Raw genomic sequence first — 21,919 nt, forward strand, 5'->3', positions numbered from 1 at the left:
GCCCCGCGAAGGCGACCAACCCTGTCGTCCATGGCGGGACTCACGCTCCAGGCATGACCCGCGTGGCGACTTCTGGAACCAGCCGAGGTGAGGTTGGCCGTCATTGGCCCTCAAAGTGACGAGTGCCACTCTCTCCGCGTAGACCCCTCTGCTCTTCACCCTTGATTTCCGTCAGGCGGAAGGGTGTTCACTCATTCCGTCCACGCCGCGGAAGAACCGTGCCCGCCCTCCTGATCTGCGGCTTTCCGAAGCAGTGGCGGTAACGCGAGCTGATACAAGATCTCTTGACGGACACTCAAGTCAGCGCCATATTCTCTACATCCGCGCCACGGAAGCATCGTTTTCGTCCGGCGGAAGGGGGGCTCGGGCAATTCTGAACCATCGGCACAAACTGTTCGCTGAGGCACCCATGCCTGCCAGCGGCGCCGAACCTGGCGTTCCGCCGGGAGAGTTGAGACAGGAAAGCCCTGTCATGCCGGTGCGGGCGGCCTGGCGGTGCACGAGTACTGACAGGTCACCGAGGAGCTTGCCGCCGAAGAACCGCGGATCAGCACTTGCGGCCGAGCCACCGTGCAACTGGGCGCGACAGCACTGATCCCCGAGTGCGGCGACCGGTAGATCGACAGAAGGAGACTCCCATGCAAGTCGTGGTGCGCACGCTGCACGTTCTGCGAGCCCTGGCCGGCAAGGCGAAGGGTGCCACCCTTCAGGAGCTCCACGAGGAGCTCGATATCCCGGTGGGCAGCCTGCACCGACTGCTCGCCACGCTTGCGGCGGAGGATTTCGTCACCCGCTCGGTGGTGAACCGTCGCTACTTCCTCGGTCCGATCGCCCGCCAGCTCGCTGAGGCCGATCAGCATCGCTCCGCCCTCCTGGTCACCCCGCACAGCGCGATCACCGCCGCAGCAGCGAGTAGCGGGGAAACGGTTTTCCTCACCGAGCTCATCGGGGACCGGGCGGTGTGCGTGGCCCTGTCCGAGGGCCGCCATCCGCTGCGGCTCTTTGTCCGTATCGGACAGGAGATGCCGCTGCACGCTGCCGCGTCAGGCCGCTCCCTGCTGGCCTACCGTTCCGAGCCGGCCGTTCGGAAGCTGCTGGCCAAGCATGTACTCATGTCGTTCACCGAGGCGACACCGAGCACGGTCGAGGAGGTCCTGGCCCACCTCACGTTGGTCCGGGCCCGTGGTTATGACGTCTGCGACGATGAGCTCGACCGGGGGGTGTGGGCCGTCTCCTCCCCGATCTTCACCTCCACCGGTACGGTCGCTGCCAGCGTGACACTCGCCGCTGCGGGCAGCAGGATGCGCGACCCGTTGACCCGTGCTGATGCTGTACGCACCATTTTGGAGGCCGGGCGCGAACTCTCCGGCGAACTTGGTTTCAGCGGGGAATGGCCTGGCGCCACCGACTCCGGTGTTCCCGCATCCCGTGTTCCTGCAGAGCCGGCCGCTGTGACGGAGGAGTCCCCATGACCCTCAATCAACGACTGGTCTTGGGGAACGACGTTGTGTCCGTCTTCTCCGGCCCCGGCCGCCGACTCGACGAACTCCACGCCGAGTCGCTCTCGTCAGGTGGCGGCCGATCACATCGGATTGCTCGCGTCTGACAACGTCGTGTTGCCGACTACCAATTGATCGATGGGGAAAGACACCGTGCACCAATCTGCCGCAGCTTCAAGTAGTCCCGGTCGGTCCGTCACCCACCTGTGGGAAGCAGAGGGCGCTACGGAGACCGTCTATCGGGCGATGCTGCGGCGACCTGGTATCTCTCTCAGCGACCTCAAGTCCACCCTGACGCTGGACGAGAGGGAGATCCAGCAAGCACTGCGCAAGCTCTCCGACCTGGGACTGATTCACCACTCTCGGGAGGAGACCCAGACTGTCCATCCGGTGAGTCCGCAGCTCGGATTCCAGGCGCTGCTGGCCCGTCAGCAAAGCGAGATCGCACGCCAGCAACAGGCGTTGGAGGAGGCCCGGGTGAGACTGGGCTCCGTGGTGGACCACTACATGTCCGAGTACGCCGCTGCCCGGGGCATAGGGGTGGAGCGTGTCCACGGTCCCGCTACGGTGCGCATGCGTATCAGAGAACTGATGGCGGTGACGGAGCGGGAAATGTTGTCGTTCACGCCGGACGGGCCGCCCGAGGATGAGACGGGGACGGTGGAAGAGTCCCTGACCGGAACGTTGTTGGCCCGCGCGGTCGAAATGCGGACCATCTACCCTGATTGCGTCCGCTTGGCCCCGGTACTCCTGGACCAGTCGCCTGGCGTGGCACAGCCGCCTGCAGAATTCCGGACGGTGCCCGGTCTGTCGGTCCGGCTGCACATCTCGGACCGACAGGTGGCACTGATGCAGCTGAATGCCTCAGATGCAGCCCAGGACGCGCTGGTCATTGAGGAGCCTGCCGTAATCACCATCCTGTGCTCGTTCTTTGAGACGGTGTGGTCCTCAGCCACTCCACTCGTCGCCGGCGGACATGGGGACGATGCACTGTCGGCGCAGGAACGAGAGTTGTTGCGGTTGCTCGCCCAAGGGCTGACGGACGAGGCGGCAGCTCGGAAGATGGGTGTCTCGCTGCGAACCGAGCGCCGCATGCTGACGAAGCTCTCGCAGTCTCTGAATGCGCAGAGCAGGTTTCAACTCGGCCAGCGTGCCGCGGAACGCGGGCTGCTGTAGCCGCGGGTCGCGGGTGCTTCACGCACTACGAAGCACCCGCAACCCACGCTATTTCACTTGCCGCAGTTCTGGCAGCCCCGCTTCACGGCGCCGGTCGACAGCTGGCGAAGGACATCGGAATTCACGTTCACGGTCTCTCCCATTTCAGTCGGTACGCCTCGCGACGTACACCTTCAGAATTCGGTTCCGCACGGACTGGCCGCTGGGCGCCGACGAGCCGAATCCTGACACGCTCGACTCCTGAGTGTCAGCAGCTGGCGGCGGCACGAAATATGCATGGCATTTTCCTGTCATTCGGTGAGTCCGGCACATACGTGCCCGGCATGTTGTGCCACTGGTCAGGTCTGGCCTATGCGCCTTGCATAAGAGAAGCTGATGGCGAGCGGGTGCGGAGTTTGCACGTCGGCACCGTCACTTACAGAAGGACTTGAGATGGCATGCGACCGCGTCACATGTACGAGTTCCGACGCCGGTTGGACAGGTCCAGAAGGGCAGCCTTCGTGCCTTTGTCAACTCATGAGAAAGCCGAGTCAAATACCGTGCGAGAGCTGCGGAAAACGCTGAACAGCACCGAACTGTAACCAAGCCGGAGGGGGCTGCGTCGATGACGCCACCGGGACACATAGACTTCGATGGACTGCTCGGCGCCAAGCGCCGAGCAGCGCGGAGTGAACTCGTCGACGCCATTCGGATGCTCTCCCTTCAGCAGGAGGCAGCCGGCACCGCTGCCGAGACGGCGCCGCGGAATGCCTTCTACGAGCCCCGGCTCTACAGCCGGCTCGTCCTCGGTGGGCTTCCGTCCATGACGACGGACCAACTCCTCCTCGTGGCCGTTCCGGACGACAACGCCATACGCACCGTCCGGGCTGACGACAACGGCGTGGTCTACGTTCCAGGACTCGGCCGGTACGCCACGCATCACGGCGGCGCTGAACTGACCGTGCGCCACACCCCGGAGAGCGACACGCTCACCGTGGAGCCCGGGGGCGAGACCCATACGCTCCATCCCGTCACCCGAGTACCCGGCACCGACATCGAGCTCGTCGAGCGGCTCGACCCCGTCCTGCAGGCGTTCCTCGAACTGCACGTGGACCAGTGCGAACAGCTCCGTGTCGTCCCCGACGGCCATGCCCATCTGCCGCAGATGGTCCGTGCTTTGGAAGTGATCGCGACGGTGAGCCCGTCGTACCACCGGGTGCTGACAGAGTCCCTGCGCGCGATCCTGCTCTATCGGCACCCGACCGCCGAGTCCTTCGCGGCCCTGGGCATGCACGGCATGGTCTTCTTGAACGTGCCCGATTCCGCCGGCACCGACTACTTCGTGGAGGAACTCGTCCACCAGGGCGGACACGTGCTCTTCAGCGAAGCCACGCTCAGCAGGGGGGACTTCCTACGCGTCGACCCCGAGGTCGGGCTGTCCGAAATCGTCGGGCAGGACGACCCGCGCAACGTCTACGACGCCTTCCACGGGCTGTTCACCGAGCACATGGAGTACCAGATCGTGCTCGGTGTGCTCGAACAGGGACTCGCGACCGCTGCGGAGCGTCCGGCCTTCGAGAAGCACTTGCGCTCCGTGGCGGAGCGTCATGAGCGTGACCTACGGCTGATCGCTCCCCACACCGGCGAGGTCTTCACCGAACTGGGTGAGGAGATCTTCACCGTCTTCCACGAGACCTACGAGCGGGCTGCACGCCTGCATCCGGAGCTGTTCGGCAGGGGTGAGGGCAGCCCGGTGAGCGCCGAGGGTCTGCTCCGTGAACTGATCTCCATCCCGAGCGTCAACCCGCTGCTGCCCGGATCGGAGGGGCTCGCGGACGAGCGGAATCTGGCCTCCTTCGTGGTGGATCGACTCCGTGCGGCCGGCCTCGACGTCGAGACACAAGAAGTAGCCGATGGGCGACGCAATGTGATCGCCCACCTGCCGCGTGCGGGCGTTGCGGACGACGCCGTCATCCTGCTCAGCGCACACATGGACACCTACCCGGCGGGCGGCCGACGCGCGGCCTACGAGCCGGTCGGCGAAGGCCGTCAGCTGTACGGACGGGGCAGCGCGGACGCCAAGGGCTCGCTCGCCGCCATGATGGCGGCCTTCCTGCGGGCAGCCGAGTCCCCGAACCGGCGCGCTTGCTATCTGGCCGCCACCGTCGACGAAGAGTGTCTGTTGCTCGGTGCTCGTGCGCTGACCCGCCACGGGATGCGCCCGAGCCTGGGAATCACGGGTGAGCCCACCGGGCTCGCCCCGATCGTCGCGCAGAAGGGAATCATTCGGGGCACGTTGCTGGTGCGCGGCCCGAAGAGCCACGCGGCCTACCCTACGGAGAAGTCCGCGATCGGCAACGCGGCCGAGGTCGTACAAGCCGTCGGCCGACTGAATGTCATCCTGCGCGACCGTCCCGGCCACCCCGACCTGGGCACCCCCACCGTCACGGTCACCAGGCTGGACAGCACCGGCGGCATGAATCTCAGCGCCACCGAAGTTGCCGTTCAGTTCGATGCACGCTTCCTCCCCGGCACCAGCGGCGAGGAGTTCGCCGCACTCATGGAGCGCGAACTGCGCGAACTGCTCCCCAGCGGAGTGGACTTCGTCCTGGAGCCGCTCGCCTTCGTGTCCCCGCCCAACCAGACACCCACGGACTCCCCACTGGTCTCCGAGTTCTGCGCGGCCGTGCAGAGCGCGGCCGGGAGCTGTCAACCCGGGACGTTCTCGTACGGCAGTGAGGCCGGCGTCCTGGCGGAGGTGTGCGCAGCGAGCCTGGTCTTCGGCCCCGGCGACCCGGGCTACTCGCACGCAGAGACCGAGGTGATCGATCTCGACGAACTCGACGTGGCCACTGAGATCTTCCGCAGCATCCTGGTCGGCGACCACCGATGACCGCGGCAACCACATCAAGACAGGAACACGAAGTGACAGCGATCCCCCCTGACCTCGGTGCGAGCAGCCGCGAACGCCTGTGCCTGGCCCTCGATCTGGCAGACCGCAAGGAAATCCTCGGCCTGGTCGACGAGTTGAAGGATCTGATCGGGTACTTCAAGGTCAACTCGGCGTTCACCCTGCACGGTCCTGAACTCGTCCGGGAGATCCTTGACCACGGCGTCAAGGTGTTCATGGACCTCAAGCTCCATGACATCCCGAACACCTTGGCCGGCTACGGTCACGCCGTCACCAGCCTGGGAGCGCACATCGTCACGCTCCACACCGGCGGTGGCCTGGAGATGATGCGGGCGGCCGTCGTCGCTGCGGACAGGACCGCCGCCGAACTGGGAGTGGAGCGACCGAAGTTGGTCGGCGTTACGCTGCTCACCAGTGTCGACCGGCGGACCCTCAACAGTGACCTCAACGTGCAGGGCCAGGTCGAGGACGAGGTCCGCCGCAGGGCGCTACTCGCCGCCGAGGCCGGCCTGGACGGGATCGTCTGCGCCCCGTCCGAGATCGAACTGGTCAAGCCAGGACTGCCGGACGACTTCTTCTACATCACGCCCGGGACCCGGTCTCCCGGCGACAGCGGCAACGATCACAAGCGGATCGGTACCCACGCCGACGCACTTGCGGGCGGCTCGTCGCTGCTTGTCCTGGGCCGTCGTATCCACCGGGCAAAGGACCACCGCCAGGCAGCGCTTGAGGTCCTGCGCGAGATCGAAGCGGTTGCCTGACCATGCTCAACCTGCCTGACAAGGCCGTCATCGCCTGCGTCCACCTCCCGGCCACTCCCGGCTCGCCCCGGTACGGAGGCAAGATCGACCATCTCTACGAGTCAGCGCTCCGCGATGCGGAGATCTTCCTTCGCCATGGCGTGGATGCCTTGATCGTCGAGAACTTCCGCGACGCGCCGTTCCACCCGGGGGCCGTACCCCCGGAGACCGTCGCCACGATCGCCGGCGTCACCCGCGAGGTGGTGCGGACGTCCTCCGTCCCGACCGGCGTCGCGGTGCTGCGCAATGACGCATCGGCAGCGCTCGCCATCGCCACTGCCACCGGCGCCGACTTCATCCGTGTCAATGTGCACGTCGGCGCGGTGCTGTCCGAGCAGGGCATGGTCACGGGCAACAGCCACGAGACCCTCCGGCTGCGTCGGGCGCTGGAAAGCGACGTGGCAATCCTGGCCGACGCCCGGGTCAAGCACTCCCGGCCCTTCGCGTATCCCGACCTCGCGACCGAGGTCAGGGACCTCTCCCTTCGGGCGGACGGCATCATCGTGTCCGGTGAGCTCACCGGTCTGGAGACCAGGCCCGAGGACCTGCGCACCGCCCGCGCGGTGAGCAGGAGCCCCCTCTTCGTCGGCAGCGGCGTCACCCCCGAGAACCTCCCCGCGGTCGACTCGCATGCCGACGGCTTCATCGTCGGCAGCTACTTCAAGACGGACGGCGAGCCCGCCAACCCGGTGGACGAGTCCCGAGTGGCCACTTTCATGGACGCCGTCCGGGCCCGGCGCGAGGCCGTGAGCCGATGAGCGCCATCCATCAGCAAACACAAGGACGAGACATGCCGGAGCGCAGGGTCGATGACTCGGCCGTGACCCACCTCTACAGGCCGGAGCGGACCGACAGCGGACTGTTGGTGTCGATCGTCGGGTTCGACGGTTCCGGCAAAACCACTCAGATCGAGCGGATCGCCGAAGAGTTGAGGCGGGAAGGCCGCGAAGTGGTCGAGACCCGTCAGCCCACCGACTGGTACCGGCAGCTGTCAGAAGTGCAGACCTTCCACGATGCGGGCGGCTCGGTCGAGTACGCCCACATCCTCTCCCTCCTGGCCGCCGCGGACCGCCGCCGCCATGTGGCCGAGGTCATCGACCCCGCTCTGGCCCGCGGGGCCGTCGTTCTGTGCGACCGCTACGTCCACGCAACGTTCGGGGTCTTCATCCACCGCGGAGTCGACTCCAGGTTCCTCGCTTCGATCAACAGCGGCATCCCCCGTCCCGACCACGCCTTTTACCTGCGTGTGCCAACGGAGGAACTGCTGAGGCGGCTTCGATCGCGGGACGGCGACCGGCTCAAGCACGAGGAGAAGTCCCGCGATCGCGTCGAGTCGATCACCCGGACCTACGAGGAACTCGGCTCGGAACTCACACCCATCGACGGCACCGCGTCACCCGAGCAGGTCACTGCTTCGATCATGGCGCACATCAGGGGGACCGCGGCAGGGCAGTGACCGCCGCAGTCACCGGACGTCGTGACACATGCCTCGCCCTGCCGGGCCGGCAGGGCGCCCGCCGACAACAGAAGGAGGTGACAGTCATGGGTCAGCTTCCCACCACGGTGGTTCTCCCGGTCAAGGAGTAGTGCACCGCAACGCGCCCTCCTCCTGAGGGCGTTCACCCGGGGGGCGGCAGAGACGCTGCGGCCCCCCGGCCCGAACGTGCCTGCGTCACTGCCGACTTGTGGCCGGTCAGGAACCGGCGGAGATCATGCGCCCGGGTGCCACGGCGGGTGACCGGCGACGCAGACGCCCGGACGTACTGAGAACAGGAAGGTATCGATGTCCACCAGGCTGGACGAGATTCTCGGCCCTGCGGGTGCCGACACGGTCAACCGCCGTCTCGAAGGGATTCGGGAGCGCGGAAGGGCCGCTGCTCGCCACCTCGCCGCGACCCACGGCCTCAGGCGCGTCTACACCGCCGGGGCGCCGCTGGCAGGGCTGGGATCCCCCTGCTCGGACATCGACATTTTCGTCGTGCTCGACGGGGAGGAGCAACGCGAGACGGAGCAGGTGGAGTACGAGGGCTCACGTGTGGACATCGAGTATGTCCAGCTGTCGGCCCTGCGCCGACTCGTCGATGCCTGCGGACGCTACGACGGCCCGCAGGCCGGAACCGACACGATCGTGCCGCCCGCCCGCGCCCGCCTCGACCTCCTTACCCGGTTCCTGCTGAGCGACATCGTCACCGACGACGGCCTGCTTCGCCCGCTGCACGAAGAGCTGGCCGGAAGCCGGGACGCCTACCGGGCCATGCTCGTTGCCCGCCACGCCCTGGACGCTCAGAATCGCTGCGAGGACGTGGTCGGAGCTCTCCTGAACGGCGACGCCGAATCTGCCGACTACCAGTCCCGGGAAATGCTGTACCGGGGCGCAGAAGCCTTGCTCGGCGCAGCCGGTGACCCTTACGTCAATACCAAGTGGCTGTGGCAGAAGTGGCGCCGGACGATCGGCCTCTCCCTCGGAGCCGACGTCTGGGACGCCATCCGCGACCCCGGGGGAACCGATCTTCGCGACACGGTCCTGCGGAACATGTGGCTGACCCAGGATCTGCTCGCCATGGCGGCCACCGGCTACCGTCACGACACTGTTCCGATGGCGCCGCCGGGCCGGCCGATGCGTGATCCCCGATACTCTCTCCTGCCGGAATCCGGCCTGTTCCACCTCACCAAGGACGTCGGCACAGGCATTCGACTCAGCCGCGAAGGTGTCCTCCTGTGGGCCGTCTCGCACGGCCGGACGAAGCAGAGCGCTGTGACGGAAGCCCTGCGGTGCTTCGTCCTGAACGGGCTGGAGATACCCGAGGAGGAGGTCTCCGCCTACTACGACCACATCGTCTCCGCGGGCCTGATCATCCCCGACGCAGACCAGCAGGACACCCGGCCCGGCCGCGAGGAATCCCTTGTCTAGGGTTGTGCGCCCAGGACTTCACAGAGACCGGAACTTCGTCCGATTCTGGCTGGCCACAACGACGACCGGCATCGGCTCGCAGGTGACGCTGCTCGCGCTGCCCCTCACGGCATTGACCATGCTGGACGCCAAGCCCGGGGAGCTGGGGCTCCTGAGCTTCCTGCAACTCATCCCCGTGATCGCCGTCACGCCTTTCGCCGGGGTCATCGCCGACAGTTGGTCCCCCAAGCGAGTCAATGCTCTCAGTATGTTCGCCAGGGGCGTCCTGATGGGCCTGATCCCGCTCCTGGCATTCCTCGACATTCTGAGCATGGTCTGGCTCTACGCGATAGCTGTGCTGTCGGGGTGTTTCAAGTCCCTGGGCGACGTCGTGCAGCACTCTCTGCTTCCACTCCTGGTGGATGATTCCAGGATCGTGCCGGGAAACGCCTCCCTCGGTATGAGCAGATCGGTGGTCGAGGTCTCGGGCCCCGGCCTGGCCGGGGTACTGGTCCATGTGCTGTCCGCTCCGTATGCCATCGTGGCCGACGCGCTCTCCTTCCTCCTCTCCGGCACCTTGGTCGGTGCGCTGCGCACGAAGCCGAGAGAGGGAGCGGACCCCCGGCACGGGTGGCTGACCAGGATGAAGGACGGATTCGCCTACCTCGGCCGCGAGCGGCGACTCCTGCTGCTCGGAATGTCGAGTGGCGTGTTCAACATCTTCATCCAGGTGTACCTGACCCTTTTCGTTCTGTACGGGGTGTCCTCCCTCCAGCTCAGCCCGGCGGCCATCGGTGCTGCCTACTCCGTGGGCGCGGTGGGGGGCATCGCCGGAGCCGCCGCAGCGAGTTGGGTAGGCCGACGGCTGTGCGTGGTGGACGCCATCAATGTCGGCGATGTCATGACAGCGGTCGGACTGATCGTGATCGCGGCCGCCTCTCTGACCGATTCCCCGGAACCTGCCGCCGTGGTGCTGGCCGTCGGCGTCCTCCTCTACTCGTTCGGCCTCGGCGAATCGAACGTTCACGCAATGAGCGTGCGGCAGCGCCTCTGCCGCCCCGAGATGCTGGGCCGGCTGACGGCGAGCTATCGGCTGATCACGCATGGCACCCTCCCGGTCGGAGCGCTCCTCGGCGGACTGAGCGCCGAATTCCTCGACCCGGCTGTGGTGATCAGCGCCGGCGGCGTCACCTTGCTCGTCTGGATCGCCGGTCTCCAGCTCACCTCCTACCGCGACCTCGCAGAGATCGAAACCCGCACCTCAGAGACCGTCTGACAAGAACGGAGGCAGACCGTGCCACTGGAGATAGAACGCAAATTCCGCGTCCGTGATGACTGGGAGATCCCACCCGCAGCCGTTGGCGCACGGATCCGTCAGGCGTACCTGACCGACCCCGCGGCCGGAGTCGAAGTCCGCGTCCGGTCCATCGCCGAGCGGTACTTCATGACCGTGAAGAAGCCCTTGGGCACATCCTCCGGAAAGGCGCTCTCCCGGCACGAGGTGGAGTTCCCCATCGACGTCGAGGTGTTCGACCATCTATGGGATCTGACCGTTGACCGTCTGGACAAGGAACGCTGGACCGTAGCCGTCGCCGGGCACACGACCGTCGTCGACGTCTACCTGGGGAAGAACGAAGGCCTTCGGGTTGTCGAGGTCGAGTTCGCCACCCCGGCAGAGGCGGATGCGTTCGATGCCCCCGCCTGGTTCGGACCGGAAATCACCGGAATGAAGGAGTGGGGAAACCGAGCCCTTGCCGGCCGCAGCACCGGGCACTGCGGCGACGCCCGCCGCGCTTGAGCCGACCGGGAGACACCGGTCGCTCCGCATGTGCGGGGGCGGGTCGGTACACGGGGAGTCCGCGACGGCCGAACTCCTCACGACGACTTCCAGGTGTCCGCTTCGGCGTCCGGGCCGACCCGGATGGTTCGGGCGAATGCGTCGACGTCGTCGAGGGCCTTGAGGATTCGTCCGGCGTCCGGATCGGCCAGGATGATCAGGACGTCCGCGGCCTCGGTGCCCCGCTCGTGGCGCCAGGCGTAGCGGAGGCCGACGTGCACCTCGTTGCTGTCCTCGGCCTCGTCCTCGTAGTAGCGCAGCACCCGCAAGCCGGTTCCCAGATGCGGGGAGTCGAAGTCCTCGACGACGGGCGGCTCGACGGCGCAGCCGGCGTCGGCGTGGGTCAGCTCCCGCAGCGCCTTCTGCCGGTCCTCCCCCTCCTCGACCTCCACCAGGTCGACGTACGCGGGCAGCGGGATCTCCCTGGGGTGTGGGAGATGGAGGAAGACCTCGGAGTCCGGACAGGCCGCGGGGGCCCTGATGGCGTACATCAACAGGATGTCCGCCAGCAGGTCGACCTCGCCCGGCCCCGGCTCCTGCGGCGCGAAGTCCTCCCGGACGCCCTCGGCGAAGTAGCGAGCCCACGTCTCAGGGGTCTGTGCCTCTTCGACGTCCTCAAGTCCCGGTTCCGGCCACATGAGCGGGATACGGATCCAGGGGGACAGTGCCATGGCGTGCTTGACGTTGAGCCAGCTCACTCGTAACTCCATCTGAACGTGCCGACCACCGCGTCGAACAACTCGACGAGGACGCCAGTGAAATCACGGCCAACGCATCGGCCGCCCGTGCCACATCGGGATCCGTGCCGAACTCGGCGCGCACGGCCTTGGCGAACTTGGTGGCTGACAACCTCTCCGTCACCACCCAGCAGGCGTTCCAGTCGGGTTGCGCCGGGCCACGTTTCCTCAGTCCCGATCTGACGGAGCGCGTACTTCGCGCGTGCCGCTTGCGCACCCCTTGCCGAGTTCGTTCCGTGTCGCTGGCTGTTCCTGTAGAGCAACTTGCGCAGATTCGCGTACCGCTGGACCCTTCGCGCCCGGCTCGTGGTCCTGAGCGCGTTCGTCGTCAACACGCGGGTGCCGGCGGCCTCAGTGGTCGTCGGGGCCGCCCAGGCCGGTGAGGACTCCTACCGGGTCGGGGTCGGGGGTGCCTCGGGGCCACCAGTTGTCCTGGCCGGGTTCTGATTCGTAGGCGTACCAGAGGCCGTCGCGGCCCAGGCGGAGTTGGACGTGGCCCATGGGGTGGGTGAGGTGGTTGCGCCAGGGGCGGAAGGCGGGGAGGTCCGCGGCGAGGAGGAGGGGGCGGGCTCGGTCGAAGCGGCCGGCCGGGGGGTCCCAGGGTTCCTCCAGGACGGCCAGGCCCTCCGGTCCGCCCTGGCGCCATGCGGCCACCGCGCGGGCCAGCTCGGCGGGGGTGCGGTCGGCGGCGGAGGAGAGTGAGGCGTACAGGGCGCGGGTGCCTGCGGTGAGGCCCGAGCCGGGGCGGGCCGCGGCCAGCCGTACGGCGTCCTGCCACAGGGTGAGGCCGGCCAGGGGGTCGCGGCCGGTGGCCAGCAGGGCGTGTGCGCGGGCGGCCGCGTCGGTCGCCAACTGGTCCAGCGCGAAGGGGTCCGGTCCGCCCGGCGCGGCCGGGTACACCGGCGGCTGCTCGGGGTGCGGGGGCACCGGCGACGGCGCGGGCAGCGGCGGGAGCCGACGGGGCGCGAGCGCCTCACTCGCCCGTACGCCCGGCAGCGGTGCCGGTTCCTGGTCCTGGGCGGCCCGGGCCGCGCGGGTGGCGCTGAGCCGGGAGAGGGCGTCGAGGAGTTCGCGTTCGCCCCGGCCGCGGAGCAGGAGCAGCACGAAGGGATCGGCGTCGAGCAGCCGGGCCGTCTGGTAGCACAGGGCCGCCGCGTGCTTGCAGGGGTGCCCGGAGTCCGGGCAGCTGCACCGGGGTTCCAGGTCCCGCGGCCCGGGCAGCAGGGGCACTCCGCACTCGGCCAGGGAGTGCGGCATCTCCTTGTCGAGGAGCGCGGCGATGTGCCCCGGCCGTTCGGCGGCGGCGTCGAGGAACCGCTCCCAGTCGGCGTCGTCGAGCGTCCGCAGCCGCACCTGCACGCGGTACGGCCGGGCTCTGCCGCCCTTTACGTAGGCCAGGACGAGCCCGGGTGTGACGGTGATGGCGTCGACGTGCCCCTGCTCGGCGTAGCCGCGTCCGCGCGCGAGGCGCTTGGCGTCCAGGGCGCCCTCTTCCAGGGCCGACACCCACGCGTTTCCCCACCAGGTCGCGGCGAACCCGGTGTCGCCGGCGGCCCGTGCGGGGAAGGCGGGGAAGGTGCGCCGGAGTTCCCCGTCCCGGGAGGGGGCGGCCATGGAACGGGAGAGCCGTGGTGGTGTCGACCATCCGTCCGGGGTGGTGGGTGTGGCGGGGGTTGAGGGAGTTGTGGGGGCTTCCTCGAAGACGGCGGTGGCCCCGAAGGGCCGGGGTTCGGGGTCGGCGATGGCGCGGTCCGGGGACTGGTGGGCGGCGGCGGGTTCCTCGGGCGGTGCATCCGCGCCCGTGGGGTCCGCGTCCGTGGAGGAATCCGTGTCCGGCGGCATTCGGAACGCGTCGGCGAGGAGTGCGCGCAGGGCGCGCGCCCGGGCGGCGGAGGTGTCGTCGCGGGGCGGGTGGGTGGGGCGGCGGGTGGGGCGGGGCGGTTCGGGGTGCGGCTCGGTCCGGTGCCTGTCCCTGCGTGCCGCGCGCAGCGCCTCGCGCGCCACGTCCGCCGGGCGGGCCTCGGGAAGGACAGCTTCGGGAAGGGGGGCGTCCGAGCCCGCGACGGGCCCAGCCGGGCCCTCCGCGGGCTCCTCGGCGGCCGGGACAGGGGTGGCGGTCTGGCGGCGCAGGGCCGCGCGTGCCTCGTCCGCCGGGCGGGGTTGGGGATCCCGGCCCGTCGGGCGCACTGGCTGCACGGACGGCCGGGCGTGCGCGTCGTCCTCCGTGCCCGCGCGTCGCCTGGCCTCCCGCAGGGCCCGGCGGGCCTCCTCCGACGGGCGGGCGGTCATGACGTCCTCCGCAGGGAGACCAGGTCGGACAGTTCACGGTCCGTCAGTTCGGTGAGGGCGGACTCGCCGGAGCCGAGGATGGCGTCGGCAAGGGCCCGCTTGGACTCCAGCATCAGGGCGATGCGGTCCTCGATCGTGCCCTCCGTGATCAGGCGGTGGACCTGGACGGGCTGGGTCTGGCCGATGCGGTAGGCGCGGTCGGTGGCCTGTTCCTCCACGGCCGGGTTCCACCAGCGGTCGAAGTGGACGACATGGCCGGCGCGGGTGAGGTTCAGGCCGGTGCCGGCCGCCTTCAGGGAGAGCACCAGTACCGGGGTGGCGCCCTCCTGGAAGCGGTCCACCATGCGCTCCCGCTCCGGGACCGGGGTGCCGCCGTGCAGCAGGTCGACCGGGACCGCGCGGGAGGCGAGGTGGGCGGTGATCAGGCGGGCCATCCCGACGTACTGCGTGAAGACGATGGCCGAGCCGTCCTCGGCGAGCACGGTGTCGAGGAGTTCGTCCAGCAGGGCCAGTTTGCCCGAGCGGGCGACCGGTCCGCCGGCCGCGTCGGGCTCCTTGAGGTAGAGCGCGGGGTGGTCGCAGATCTGCTTCAGCGCGGAGAGCAGTTTCAGGACCAGGCCGCGCCGCGCGATGCCCTCGGCCGTCTCGATGGCGAGCATCGCCTCGCGCACCACCGCCTCGTACAGCGCGGCCTGTTCCCGGGTGAGCGGCACCGGGTGGTCGGTCTCGGTCTTGGGCGGCAGTTCCGGGACGATCCCGGGGTCGGACTTCTTGCGGCGCAGCAGGAACGGGCGCACCAGCCGGGCCAGCCGCTCCACCGCCTGGGGGTCCTCGCCGTTCTCCACCACGCGCGCGTGCCGGGCGCGGAAGGACTTCAGCGGGCCGAGCAGCCCCGGTGTCGTCCAGTCGAGCAGCGCCCACAGTTCGGAGAGGTTGTTCTCCACCGGGGTGCCGGTCAGTGCCACGCGCGCCGGGGTCGGGATGGTGCGCAGCGCCTTGGCCGTCGCCGAGTACGGGTTCTTGACGTGCTGTGCCTCGTCGGCGACGACCATGCCCCAGTCCCGTCCGGCGAGGACGGGTGCCGCCGAGCGCATGGTGCCGTAGGTGGTGAGGACGAAGCCGTCGGTCAGGTCGTCCAGGGTGCGGTCGGGGCCGTGGAAGCGGCGGACCGGGACGCCGGGCGCGAAGCGGGTGATCTCGCGCTGCCAGTTGCCGAGGAGGGAGGCCGGGCAGACCACCAGGGTCGGCCGGCCGCGGTCGCGCTTCAGGTGGAGGGCGATGACGGTGATCGTCTTGCCGAGGCCCATGTCGTCGGCGAGGCAGCCGCCGAGGCCGAGGGAGGTCATCAGGTCCAGCCAGGCCAGCCCGCGCAGCTGGTAGTCGCGGAGGGTGGCGTTCAGCCCCGGTGGGGGTTCGGCGGGAGCGATCCCCGTGGTGAGGCGGTCGCGCAGCGCGGCGAGGGCGCCGACCGGGACCGCCTCGACGGTGTCGCCGTCGACCTCGGCGGTGCCGGTGAGGGCGACGGACAGCGCGTCGACCGGGTCGAGCAGGCCGAGTTCACGTTTGCGGGCCTTGCGGACCAGGGCGGGATCCACCAGGACCCACTGGTCGCGCAGCCGGACGACGGGGCGGTGCGCCTCGGCGAGGGCGTCCATCTCGGCCTCGTCGAGCGGTTCCCCGCCGAGCGCCAACTGCCAGCGGAACTGGAGGAGTTCCTCGCTCTCCAGGAAGCCGTTGCCGTCGGTCGCGGACCCCGGGGCGGGCCGTACGACGGCGGTGGCGGTCAGGTCCTGGGCCAGGTCCCGGGGCCAGTGGACGGCGACTCCGGCCGCCGCGAGGCGGGTCGCGGCCACGCCCAGCAGGTCGCCCAGCTCCTCCTCGGACAGGGCCAGTACGTCCGGCACGTCCTGCTCGGTGAGCCGGTCGAGCGGCGGCCAGACCCGGGCCGCGCGGCGCACCGCGAGGGCCGCGTCCACGCGGGCGCGGGCGCCGAGGGCCGCGTCGGCCTCGCCCGCCCACAGGGCCGCCGCGTCGGTCATGAGGGTGGGGTCGGCGAGGCTGTGCACCTGGACGATCGCGGCACCGGCGGAGCGCACGCCCTCCTCGTTGTCGAACAGGTCGTACGCCGACAGGTCCAGGCGCAGCGAGATCCGTACGCCCGCGTCCATGCCGGCGGCGACCTCGGCGGCCCAGTCGTGGGCCTCGGGCAGCCGCTGCGGGCGCCGGTCGGCGAAGGGCCTGCCGCAGGCGTGCGGGGCGGCCGGGGTGCGGGGCAGGGTGTCGGCGACGGCGTCGAGGAAGGAGCGCAGCAGCGCTTCGGGGTCGGGCAGCCGGAGGGGTCCGGGGCCGGGCAGCGGGACCGGGTGGCCCTCGTGGGGCAGGGCGGCGGCGACGGCCCGCAGATGGGCGATGTCGTCGGGGTCGAGGGGTCCGGCGCGCCAGGCGTCGTGGCCGGACGGGGTCAGGCCGGGGAGCAGGCGGCCGCGCGCGGTGAGGCGCAGCGCGTGCAGCGCGGCCGCGCCCCAGGCGGCGGTGGCGGGGTGGGCGGCGGGGTCGCGCCGGGCGCGCACCAGGAGCGGGAGCGCGGTGTCGAGCGGGACGGTCAGCGCGGGGGCGGGCCTGCGGCGCACTCCGGAGCCGTGCCGGCGTACGACGGTCAGTTCGGTGGGGTCCCCCGCGGGGGGCAGCGGGCCGTCCTCGGGGTCCCAGAAGGCCATCCGTCCGTCGCGCGGCAGCGGCGCGGGCAGGAAGACGGCGGCGAGCCGCACCGGGATCGGCTCCGGGTCGCGGAGGTCACCGGTGCGGGGGTCGCCGGTGCGGTCGGCCACCGCGGCCGCGTGGATCGTACGCACTGTCACCTCCCAGGCCCCGAGTCGGATCAGACGTCTTCGACTCTACGGGCGGGGTCTGACAATCGGCCCCGCCGCCCGTCCCGAGCCGGTCGGGGCGGGCGGGCGGCAGGTTCGACGGACCGCCCGGGGCGCCCCGGTCAGGGCACTGTGCGGGAGACGACGTACACCATGGGGAACGTCGGATTCCCCGTGTTGACCACGATGTCCAGGGTCGGCGCCGGGTTCTTCTGCTCGCGGACGAGTCCGAAGTCGGTGCCGGGCCGGGAGCCCTCGCCCGCGAACTTCCAGCCGGTGACCTTCTGGTCGCGGGCGCCGATGGTGATCCTCTCCCGGTCCAGGTCCTGACGGCTCAGGCCGAGCTCGGCGAGGAAGGCGTCCAGTCCGGCGTGCGTGGTCTGGAACTGCACGTAGAGGCGGCTGGTGCGCCAGTTGTTGGTCTCGTAGTACGCGACCTGGTTCGACGGGTGCGGTATCGGCACCTGGTACAGCCGGCGCTGGACCTTGGAGGGCCAGCCCTCGGTGAGTCCGGTCGCCGAGTACTTGGCCTCCTTGTCCTTGCCGCTGTCCCTGCTCTGGTTGGCGGAGATCACCAGGTAGCCGGCCGGGACGCCGATGAGGAGCCCGATGATCAGCAGGGTCAGCGCCCGGCGGCGGATCATGTGACGCCGGTCCTCGACGGGGCGGGCCGGCTCGGCCGGGGCTTCGGTCCGGTGGGGCGGTTCAGGAGTCACGCGGGCCCCTCGGAGGAGCGGCGGGCGGCCACGTACCGCTCGTAGCGCTCGTGTCGTTCCACCCGGCGCCGGTTGGCGCGCCGGAAGCGGCGGGCCACCAGGCGGGCGAGGTCGGCGGCGCCGACCATGCCCGCCTCGGGGCCGAGCTGGGCGCGGGCGATGCGCGCCTCGGGGCGGTAGCCGCGGCCGGTGAGGTGCCGTTTGAAGGCGTCCCGCGCGGGTGCGATGAGCAGGTCGTCGGCGGCCGAGACCCCGCCGCCGATGACGAAGCAGGACGGGTCGAGGGCGGCGGCGAGGTTGGCGATGCCGACACCGAGCCACTGGCCGATGTCCTGGAGCAGTTCGATGCACATCGCGTCGCCCTCGCGGGCCAGCTCGGTGATCATCGGACCGCTGATGTCGGCGATGTTGCCCTTGACGTGCTCGATGATCCCGTACGCCACCGGCGAGTCGGCCGCGGCGAGTTCCCGCGCCTCGCGGACCAGCGCGTTGCCGGAGCTGTACTGCTCCCAGCAACCGCGGTTGCCGCACGGGCAGCGGTGGCCGCCGGGCACGACCTGCATGTGGCCGAACTCGCCCGCGACGCCGAACTTGCCGCGTTTGACCTGGCCGTCCTCCAGGATCGCGCCGCCGATGCCGGTACCCAGGGTGATCATGACCAGGTGGTCCTCGCCGCGGCCGGCGCCGAACCGCCACTCCGCCCAGGCCGCGGTGTTGGCGTCGTTGTCGACCAGGACGGGCACCGCGAGCCGGCCGGCGAGCCGGTCCCTGAGCGGTTCGTTGCGCCAGGACAGGTGCGGGGCGAACAGGACGCGGTTGCGGTCGGCGTCGACCCAGCCGGCCGCGCCGATGCCGACGGCGTGCACGTCGTGCCGGTCGGACAGGTCCAGCACCAGTTCGACGATGGTGTCCTCGACGACCTTGGGGCTCTTGGACTTGTCCGGGGTCTCCGCGCGGAGCTTCTCCAGGATGTTGCCGTCGGCGTCGACGACGCCGGCCATCACCTTGGTGCCGCCGATGTCGATGCCCACGGTCGGCACGCGGGGTGCGGTCAGGTGGGACCGGCGCTCCCGGGTGCCGATGGTGCGGAGCGCCGGGGCGCGGCGGGAGCCGATGGGGGCGGTGAAGGTGCCGTAGGTGCTCATCGGGGTTGATTGTGCCTCACCGTCGGTAGGGGAGCCGTACGGGGAAACGGTGGGTGGTTGAGGCTGTACGGCGTCTTGCGGCCCGCCGGTGGCTTGTCGCGCAGTTCCCCGCGCCCCTTCAGCTTCGTTCCAGCTCGTGGCGCAGATCGTCCAGGTCGTTTCCGCCTGCCATCTGGCGTGTCAGCTCGTCCAGGGTGATCTCGGCACGCTTGTGGTTGCCGACCATCGTGCCCCGCTTCAGCAGGACGAAGTGGTCGCCGACCATATAGGCGTGGTGCGGGTTGTGTGTGATGAAGACAACGCCCAGGCCCTCGTCCCTGGCCGCGGCCACGTACTTCAGGACGACGCCGGACTGCTTCACGCCCAGGGCCGCGGTCGGTTCGTCGAGGACGAGGACCTTCGCGCCGAAATGGACGGCCCGCGCGATGGCCACGCACTGGCGTTCGCCGCCGGAGAGGGTGCCGATGGGCTGGTCGACGTCGCGCAGGTCGATGCCCATGCGCAGCAGTTCGGCGTGGGTCGTGCGCTTCATGTGCTCGACGTCCAGGCGCTTGAAGGGGCCCACGCCCTTGCGCGGCTCGGAGCCGAGGAAGAAGTTCCGCCAGACCGGCATGAGCGGGACGACGGCGAGGTCCTGGTAGACGGTGGCGATTCCGCGGTCGAGCGCCTCGCGCGGGGAGGAGAGCTTCGTCTCCTCGCCGTCCAGGCGCAGGGTGCCGGTGTCGTGCTGGTGCAGCCCCGCGATGATCTTGATCAGGGTGGACTTGCCGGCGCCGTTGTCGCCCAGGACGCAGGTGATCTCGCCCGCGTGGACCTCCAGGGAGACCCCTTCGAGGGCGCGGATGTTGCCGTAGTGCTTGCTGACGTCGGCCAGCTCGACGAGTGTCACTTGGTGGCCTCCGCCCGCTTGCGGACCCAGGCGTTGAGCAGGGTCGCGAGGAGCAGCATCGCTCCGAGGAAGAACTTGAACCAGTCGGGGTTCCATTCGGCGAAGACGATGCCCTTGCTGGTCATGCCGAAGATGAACGCGCCCACCGCCGAGCCGATCGCGCTGCCGTAGCCGCCGGTGATCAGACAGCCGCCGATGACGGCCGCGATGATGTAGATCAGCTCGTTGCCGACGCCCTCGCCGGACTGGACGACGTCGTACGAGAAGAGCAGGTGCTGGCCGGAGATCCAGGCGCCGAAGGCGACGCCCATGTACAGGCCGATCTTGGTCCGGGTGACGGGGACGCCGACCGCCCGGGCCGCGTCCTGGTTGCCGCCGACGGCGAAGATCCAGTTGCCGGCGCGGGTGCGCAGCAGGATCCAGGAGGCGAGGGCGACCAGGCCGAACCACCACAGGATGGTGATCTTGAAGTCGACGTCGCCGATCGTGAGCGTGGAGGCGAAGACGTCCTGGGCGCTGGAGAAGCCCTCCATGTCGGCGATGGACTTCGTGGAGACGGTGCCGTCGATCAGCTTGGTGAAGCCGAGGTTCATGCCGGTCAGCATCAGGAAGGTGGCGAGCGTGATGATGAAGCTCGGCAGCTTCGTGCGGGTGAGCATGATGCCGTTGAAGGCGCCGATGGCGAGGGTGACCACCAGGGACACCCCGACGCCGACCCAGGTGTTGGCGGTCATCTGGTAGCTGAAGATCGACGACACCAGGGCCGACGACGTGACCATGACGCCCGCGGACAGGTCGAACTCGCCGCCGATCATCAGCAGCGCGACCGGGACCGCCATGATGCCGATCGTCGAGGACGCGTAGAGCACGGTGCTCAGGCTGGCGGCGCGCAGGAAGCCGTCGGCGACCACCGCGAAGAACACGAAGACCGCGAGGGCGCCGACGACGGAGCCCAGTTCGGGGCGGCCGAGGAGTCTGCGCAGCGGGGAGGTCTCGATCAGCCGTTCGTCGGCCGTGGTGGCGCTCACCGGGTGCCCCGCTCGGTGTACTTCTCCAGTTCGGCGGCCTGGTCCTCGGTGATGATCTGCGGGCCGGTGAGCACCGGCTTGCCGCCGCCGAGGACGTCGGCGTTGTACTTGTACAGCCAGAGCAGGTCGACGGCCTCGTAGCCCTGGAGCCAGGGCTGCTGGTCGACGGCGAAGCCGAGGGTGCCGTCCTTGAGCGAGGCGGCCACCTTGGCGTTGAGGTCGAAGGTGTCGATCTCGGCGTCGCTGCCGGCGCCCTGCTTGGCCTTGACGGCGGTGTCGGCGTAGGGCGCGCCGAGGGTGACGACGGAGTCGATGGAGTCGTCGGCCTGGAGCTTGGCCTCGATCGCGGACTGCACGTCGGGCATGTTCGTGCCGTTGACGTACAGGTTCTGCACGGTGCCGTCGAAGGTGGCCTTCACCCCGGCGCAGCGCTGTTCGTGGCCGACGTTGCCCTGCTCGTGCAGGACGCAGAGGGTGTTCTCACGGCCGCGGGCGTTCAGCTCCTCGCCGACCGCCTCGCCGGCGACGGTCTCGTCCTGGCCGATGTGGGTGAGCGCGCCGAACGACTTGGACTCGGCCGAGCCCGAGTTCACGGTGATCACCGGGATGCCGGCCTCGCGGGCGCGGGCCACCGCGGCCTTCATGGCCTCGGGCTTGGCGAGGGTGACGATGATTCCGTCGACCTGCTTGTCGACGGCCGCGTCCACGAGCTGCGCCTGCTGCTGCGCCTCGTCGTCGTGGGAGTACAGGAAGTTGATGTTGTCCTTGGCGGCGGCCTGCTCGGCGCCGTTCTGGACGATGTCCCAGAAGGTGTCGCCATCACCCGAGTGGGTGATCATCGCGAAGGTCCAGCGGGGCGTGTTCACCGCCGCCTTCCCCTGGGCCGCCGCGGCCTCGCGGGCGTCCTCGGCGCGTTTGCCGCCGGTGCTGCTGCAGCCGGCCAGCGACACGGACAGTGCCCCTGCCAGCGCGATTCCTGCCCAGGTCCTCAAGCGTGCCACGAGGCCGTGCCCTTCTTGCCGTGCTCTGACGTACGCAAGGGGCCGGTTCTCCTCACCAGCCCCAAACGCCCCAGTATCAAACACAGGGATCATGCGTCGGACGACCGGGGAGCGCGAGTCGGTCGCATTGTCCGGACATTGCGACGTACTCGGTG

Annotated in this window: 17 protein-coding genes; 9 read left to right on the top strand and 8 right to left on the bottom strand. The window is 69.5% G+C overall.

All coding sequences use genetic code 11. From position 1 onward, the window contains the following. The first annotated feature begins 638 nt into the window (after positions 1-638). From ABT296_RS09485 to ABT296_RS09525, 9 genes are all read left to right on the top strand, one after another. A complete protein-coding gene (locus ABT296_RS09485) occupies positions 639-1,472 on the top strand; it encodes an IclR family transcriptional regulator (protein ID WP_351925017.1) in 834 nt (277 codons plus the stop codon). A 165-nt stretch (positions 1,473-1,637) separates the two neighbouring features. Beyond that, positions 1,638-2,675 (top strand): helix-turn-helix transcriptional regulator, encoded by a 1,038-nt coding sequence (locus ABT296_RS09490; RefSeq protein ID WP_351925019.1) that lies wholly within the window; start codon positions 1,638-1,640, stop codon positions 2,673-2,675. A 604-nt stretch (positions 2,676-3,279) separates the two neighbouring features. Then, positions 3,280-5,547: a M20 family metallopeptidase gene (locus ABT296_RS09495; protein ID WP_351925021.1), complete on the top strand. Its 2,268-nt coding sequence runs from the start codon at positions 3,280-3,282 to the stop codon at positions 5,545-5,547. Further along, the gene (pyrF, locus tag ABT296_RS09500; protein ID WP_351925023.1) at positions 5,544-6,326 is read left to right on the top strand and encodes an orotidine-5'-phosphate decarboxylase; all 783 of its coding nucleotides are present in this window, start codon (positions 5,544-5,546) and stop codon (positions 6,324-6,326) included. Before ABT296_RS09495 ends, pyrF begins: the two co-directional genes overlap by 4 nt. Positions 6,327-6,328: 2 nt before the next feature. Beyond that, positions 6,329-7,123 (top strand): BtpA/SgcQ family protein, encoded by a 795-nt coding sequence (locus ABT296_RS09505; RefSeq protein ID WP_351925024.1) that lies wholly within the window; start codon positions 6,329-6,331, stop codon positions 7,121-7,123. Between the two features lie 32 nt (positions 7,124-7,155). Continuing rightward, on the top strand, positions 7,156-7,821 hold the full coding sequence (gene tmk, locus ABT296_RS09510) for a dTMP kinase (protein WP_351925026.1): 666 nt from the start codon (positions 7,156-7,158) through the stop codon (positions 7,819-7,821). A gap of 327 nt (positions 7,822-8,148) precedes the next feature. Then, entirely contained in the window at positions 8,149-9,276 is a 1,128-nt protein-coding gene (locus ABT296_RS09515) for a hypothetical protein (protein WP_351925028.1), read from the top strand. 4 nt (positions 9,277-9,280) lie between these two features. Continuing rightward, positions 9,281-10,531 (top strand): MFS transporter, encoded by a 1,251-nt coding sequence (locus ABT296_RS09520; protein ID WP_351925030.1) that lies wholly within the window; start codon positions 9,281-9,283, stop codon positions 10,529-10,531. Positions 10,532-10,549: 18 nt separating this feature from the next. Then, positions 10,550-11,053, top strand: a complete 504-nt coding sequence (locus tag ABT296_RS09525; protein ID WP_351925032.1) for a CYTH domain-containing protein — start codon at positions 10,550-10,552, stop codon at positions 11,051-11,053. 77 nt (positions 11,054-11,130) lie between these two features. On the opposite strand, the gene ABT296_RS09530 is transcribed toward ABT296_RS09525, so the two are convergent. The 8 genes from ABT296_RS09530 to ABT296_RS09565 all read right to left on the bottom strand — a co-directional run bounded on the left by ABT296_RS09530 (position 11,131) and on the right by ABT296_RS09565 (position 21,764). Continuing rightward, positions 11,131-11,790 carry a hypothetical protein gene (locus ABT296_RS09530; RefSeq protein ID WP_351925034.1) on the bottom strand — a complete coding sequence of 220 codons (660 nt, stop codon included), beginning with the start codon at positions 11,788-11,790 and terminating at the stop codon, positions 11,131-11,133. A gap of 390 nt (positions 11,791-12,180) precedes the next feature. After that, on the bottom strand, positions 12,181-14,118 hold the full coding sequence (locus ABT296_RS09535; protein ID WP_351925036.1) for an SWIM zinc finger family protein: 1,938 nt from the start codon (positions 14,116-14,118) through the stop codon (positions 12,181-12,183). Next, positions 14,115-16,946 carry an SCO1167/SCO6262 family helicase gene (locus tag ABT296_RS09540; protein WP_351925195.1) on the bottom strand — a complete coding sequence of 944 codons (2,832 nt, stop codon included), beginning with the start codon at positions 16,944-16,946 and terminating at the stop codon, positions 14,115-14,117. The genes ABT296_RS09535 and ABT296_RS09540 overlap by 4 nt, the downstream gene beginning before the upstream one ends. 161 nt (positions 16,947-17,107) lie before the next feature. Then, on the bottom strand, positions 17,108-17,701 hold the full coding sequence (locus ABT296_RS09545; RefSeq protein ID WP_351925038.1) for a sugar kinase: 594 nt from the start codon (positions 17,699-17,701) through the stop codon (positions 17,108-17,110). Then, on the bottom strand, positions 17,698-18,846 hold the full coding sequence (locus ABT296_RS09550; RefSeq protein WP_351925040.1) for an ROK family glucokinase: 1,149 nt from the start codon (positions 18,844-18,846) through the stop codon (positions 17,698-17,700). The genes ABT296_RS09545 and ABT296_RS09550 overlap by 4 nt, the downstream gene beginning before the upstream one ends. Before the next feature lie 118 nt (positions 18,847-18,964). Further along, the gene (locus ABT296_RS09555; protein WP_351925197.1) at positions 18,965-19,765 is read right to left on the bottom strand and encodes an ATP-binding cassette domain-containing protein; all 801 of its coding nucleotides are present in this window, start codon (positions 19,763-19,765) and stop codon (positions 18,965-18,967) included. Further along, positions 19,732-20,763: an ABC transporter permease gene (locus tag ABT296_RS09560; RefSeq protein ID WP_351925042.1), complete on the bottom strand. Its 1,032-nt coding sequence runs from the start codon at positions 20,761-20,763 to the stop codon at positions 19,732-19,734. Before ABT296_RS09560 ends, ABT296_RS09555 begins: the two co-directional genes overlap by 34 nt. Continuing rightward, a complete protein-coding gene (locus ABT296_RS09565) occupies positions 20,760-21,764 on the bottom strand; it encodes a sugar ABC transporter substrate-binding protein (RefSeq protein WP_351925044.1) in 1,005 nt (334 codons plus the stop codon). Before ABT296_RS09565 ends, ABT296_RS09560 begins: the two co-directional genes overlap by 4 nt. Between the last annotated feature and the right edge of the window lie 155 nt (positions 21,765-21,919).

This window comes from Streptomyces sp. NPDC000983 (assembly GCF_040299205.1).
Classification (GTDB): domain Bacteria; phylum Actinomycetota; class Actinomycetes; order Streptomycetales; family Streptomycetaceae; genus Streptomyces.

Bases quoted from the DNA above. Each gene is read 5' to 3' on its own strand.
- ABT296_RS09550 (WP_351925040.1), bottom strand. From the start codon at position 18,846: ATGAGCACCTACGGCACCTTCACCGCCCCCATCGGCTCCCGCCGCGCC.
- ABT296_RS09495 (WP_351925021.1), top strand. From the start codon at position 3,280: ATGACGCCACCGGGACACATAGACTTCGATGGACTGCTCGGCGCCAAG.
- ABT296_RS09505 (WP_351925024.1), top strand. From the start codon at position 6,329: ATGCTCAACCTGCCTGACAAGGCCGTCATCGCCTGCGTCCACCTCCCG.
- tmk (WP_351925026.1), top strand. From the start codon at position 7,156: ATGCCGGAGCGCAGGGTCGATGACTCGGCCGTGACCCACCTCTACAGG.
- ABT296_RS09490 (WP_351925019.1), top strand. From the start codon at position 1,638: ATGGGGAAAGACACCGTGCACCAATCTGCCGCAGCTTCAAGTAGTCCC.
- ABT296_RS09515 (WP_351925028.1), top strand. From the start codon at position 8,149: ATGTCCACCAGGCTGGACGAGATTCTCGGCCCTGCGGGTGCCGACACG.
- pyrF (WP_351925023.1), top strand. From the start codon at position 5,544: ATGACCGCGGCAACCACATCAAGACAGGAACACGAAGTGACAGCGATC.
- ABT296_RS09485 (WP_351925017.1), top strand. From the start codon at position 639: ATGCAAGTCGTGGTGCGCACGCTGCACGTTCTGCGAGCCCTGGCCGGC.
- ABT296_RS09535 (WP_351925036.1), bottom strand. From the start codon at position 14,118: ATGACCGCCCGCCCGTCGGAGGAGGCCCGCCGGGCCCTGCGGGAGGCC.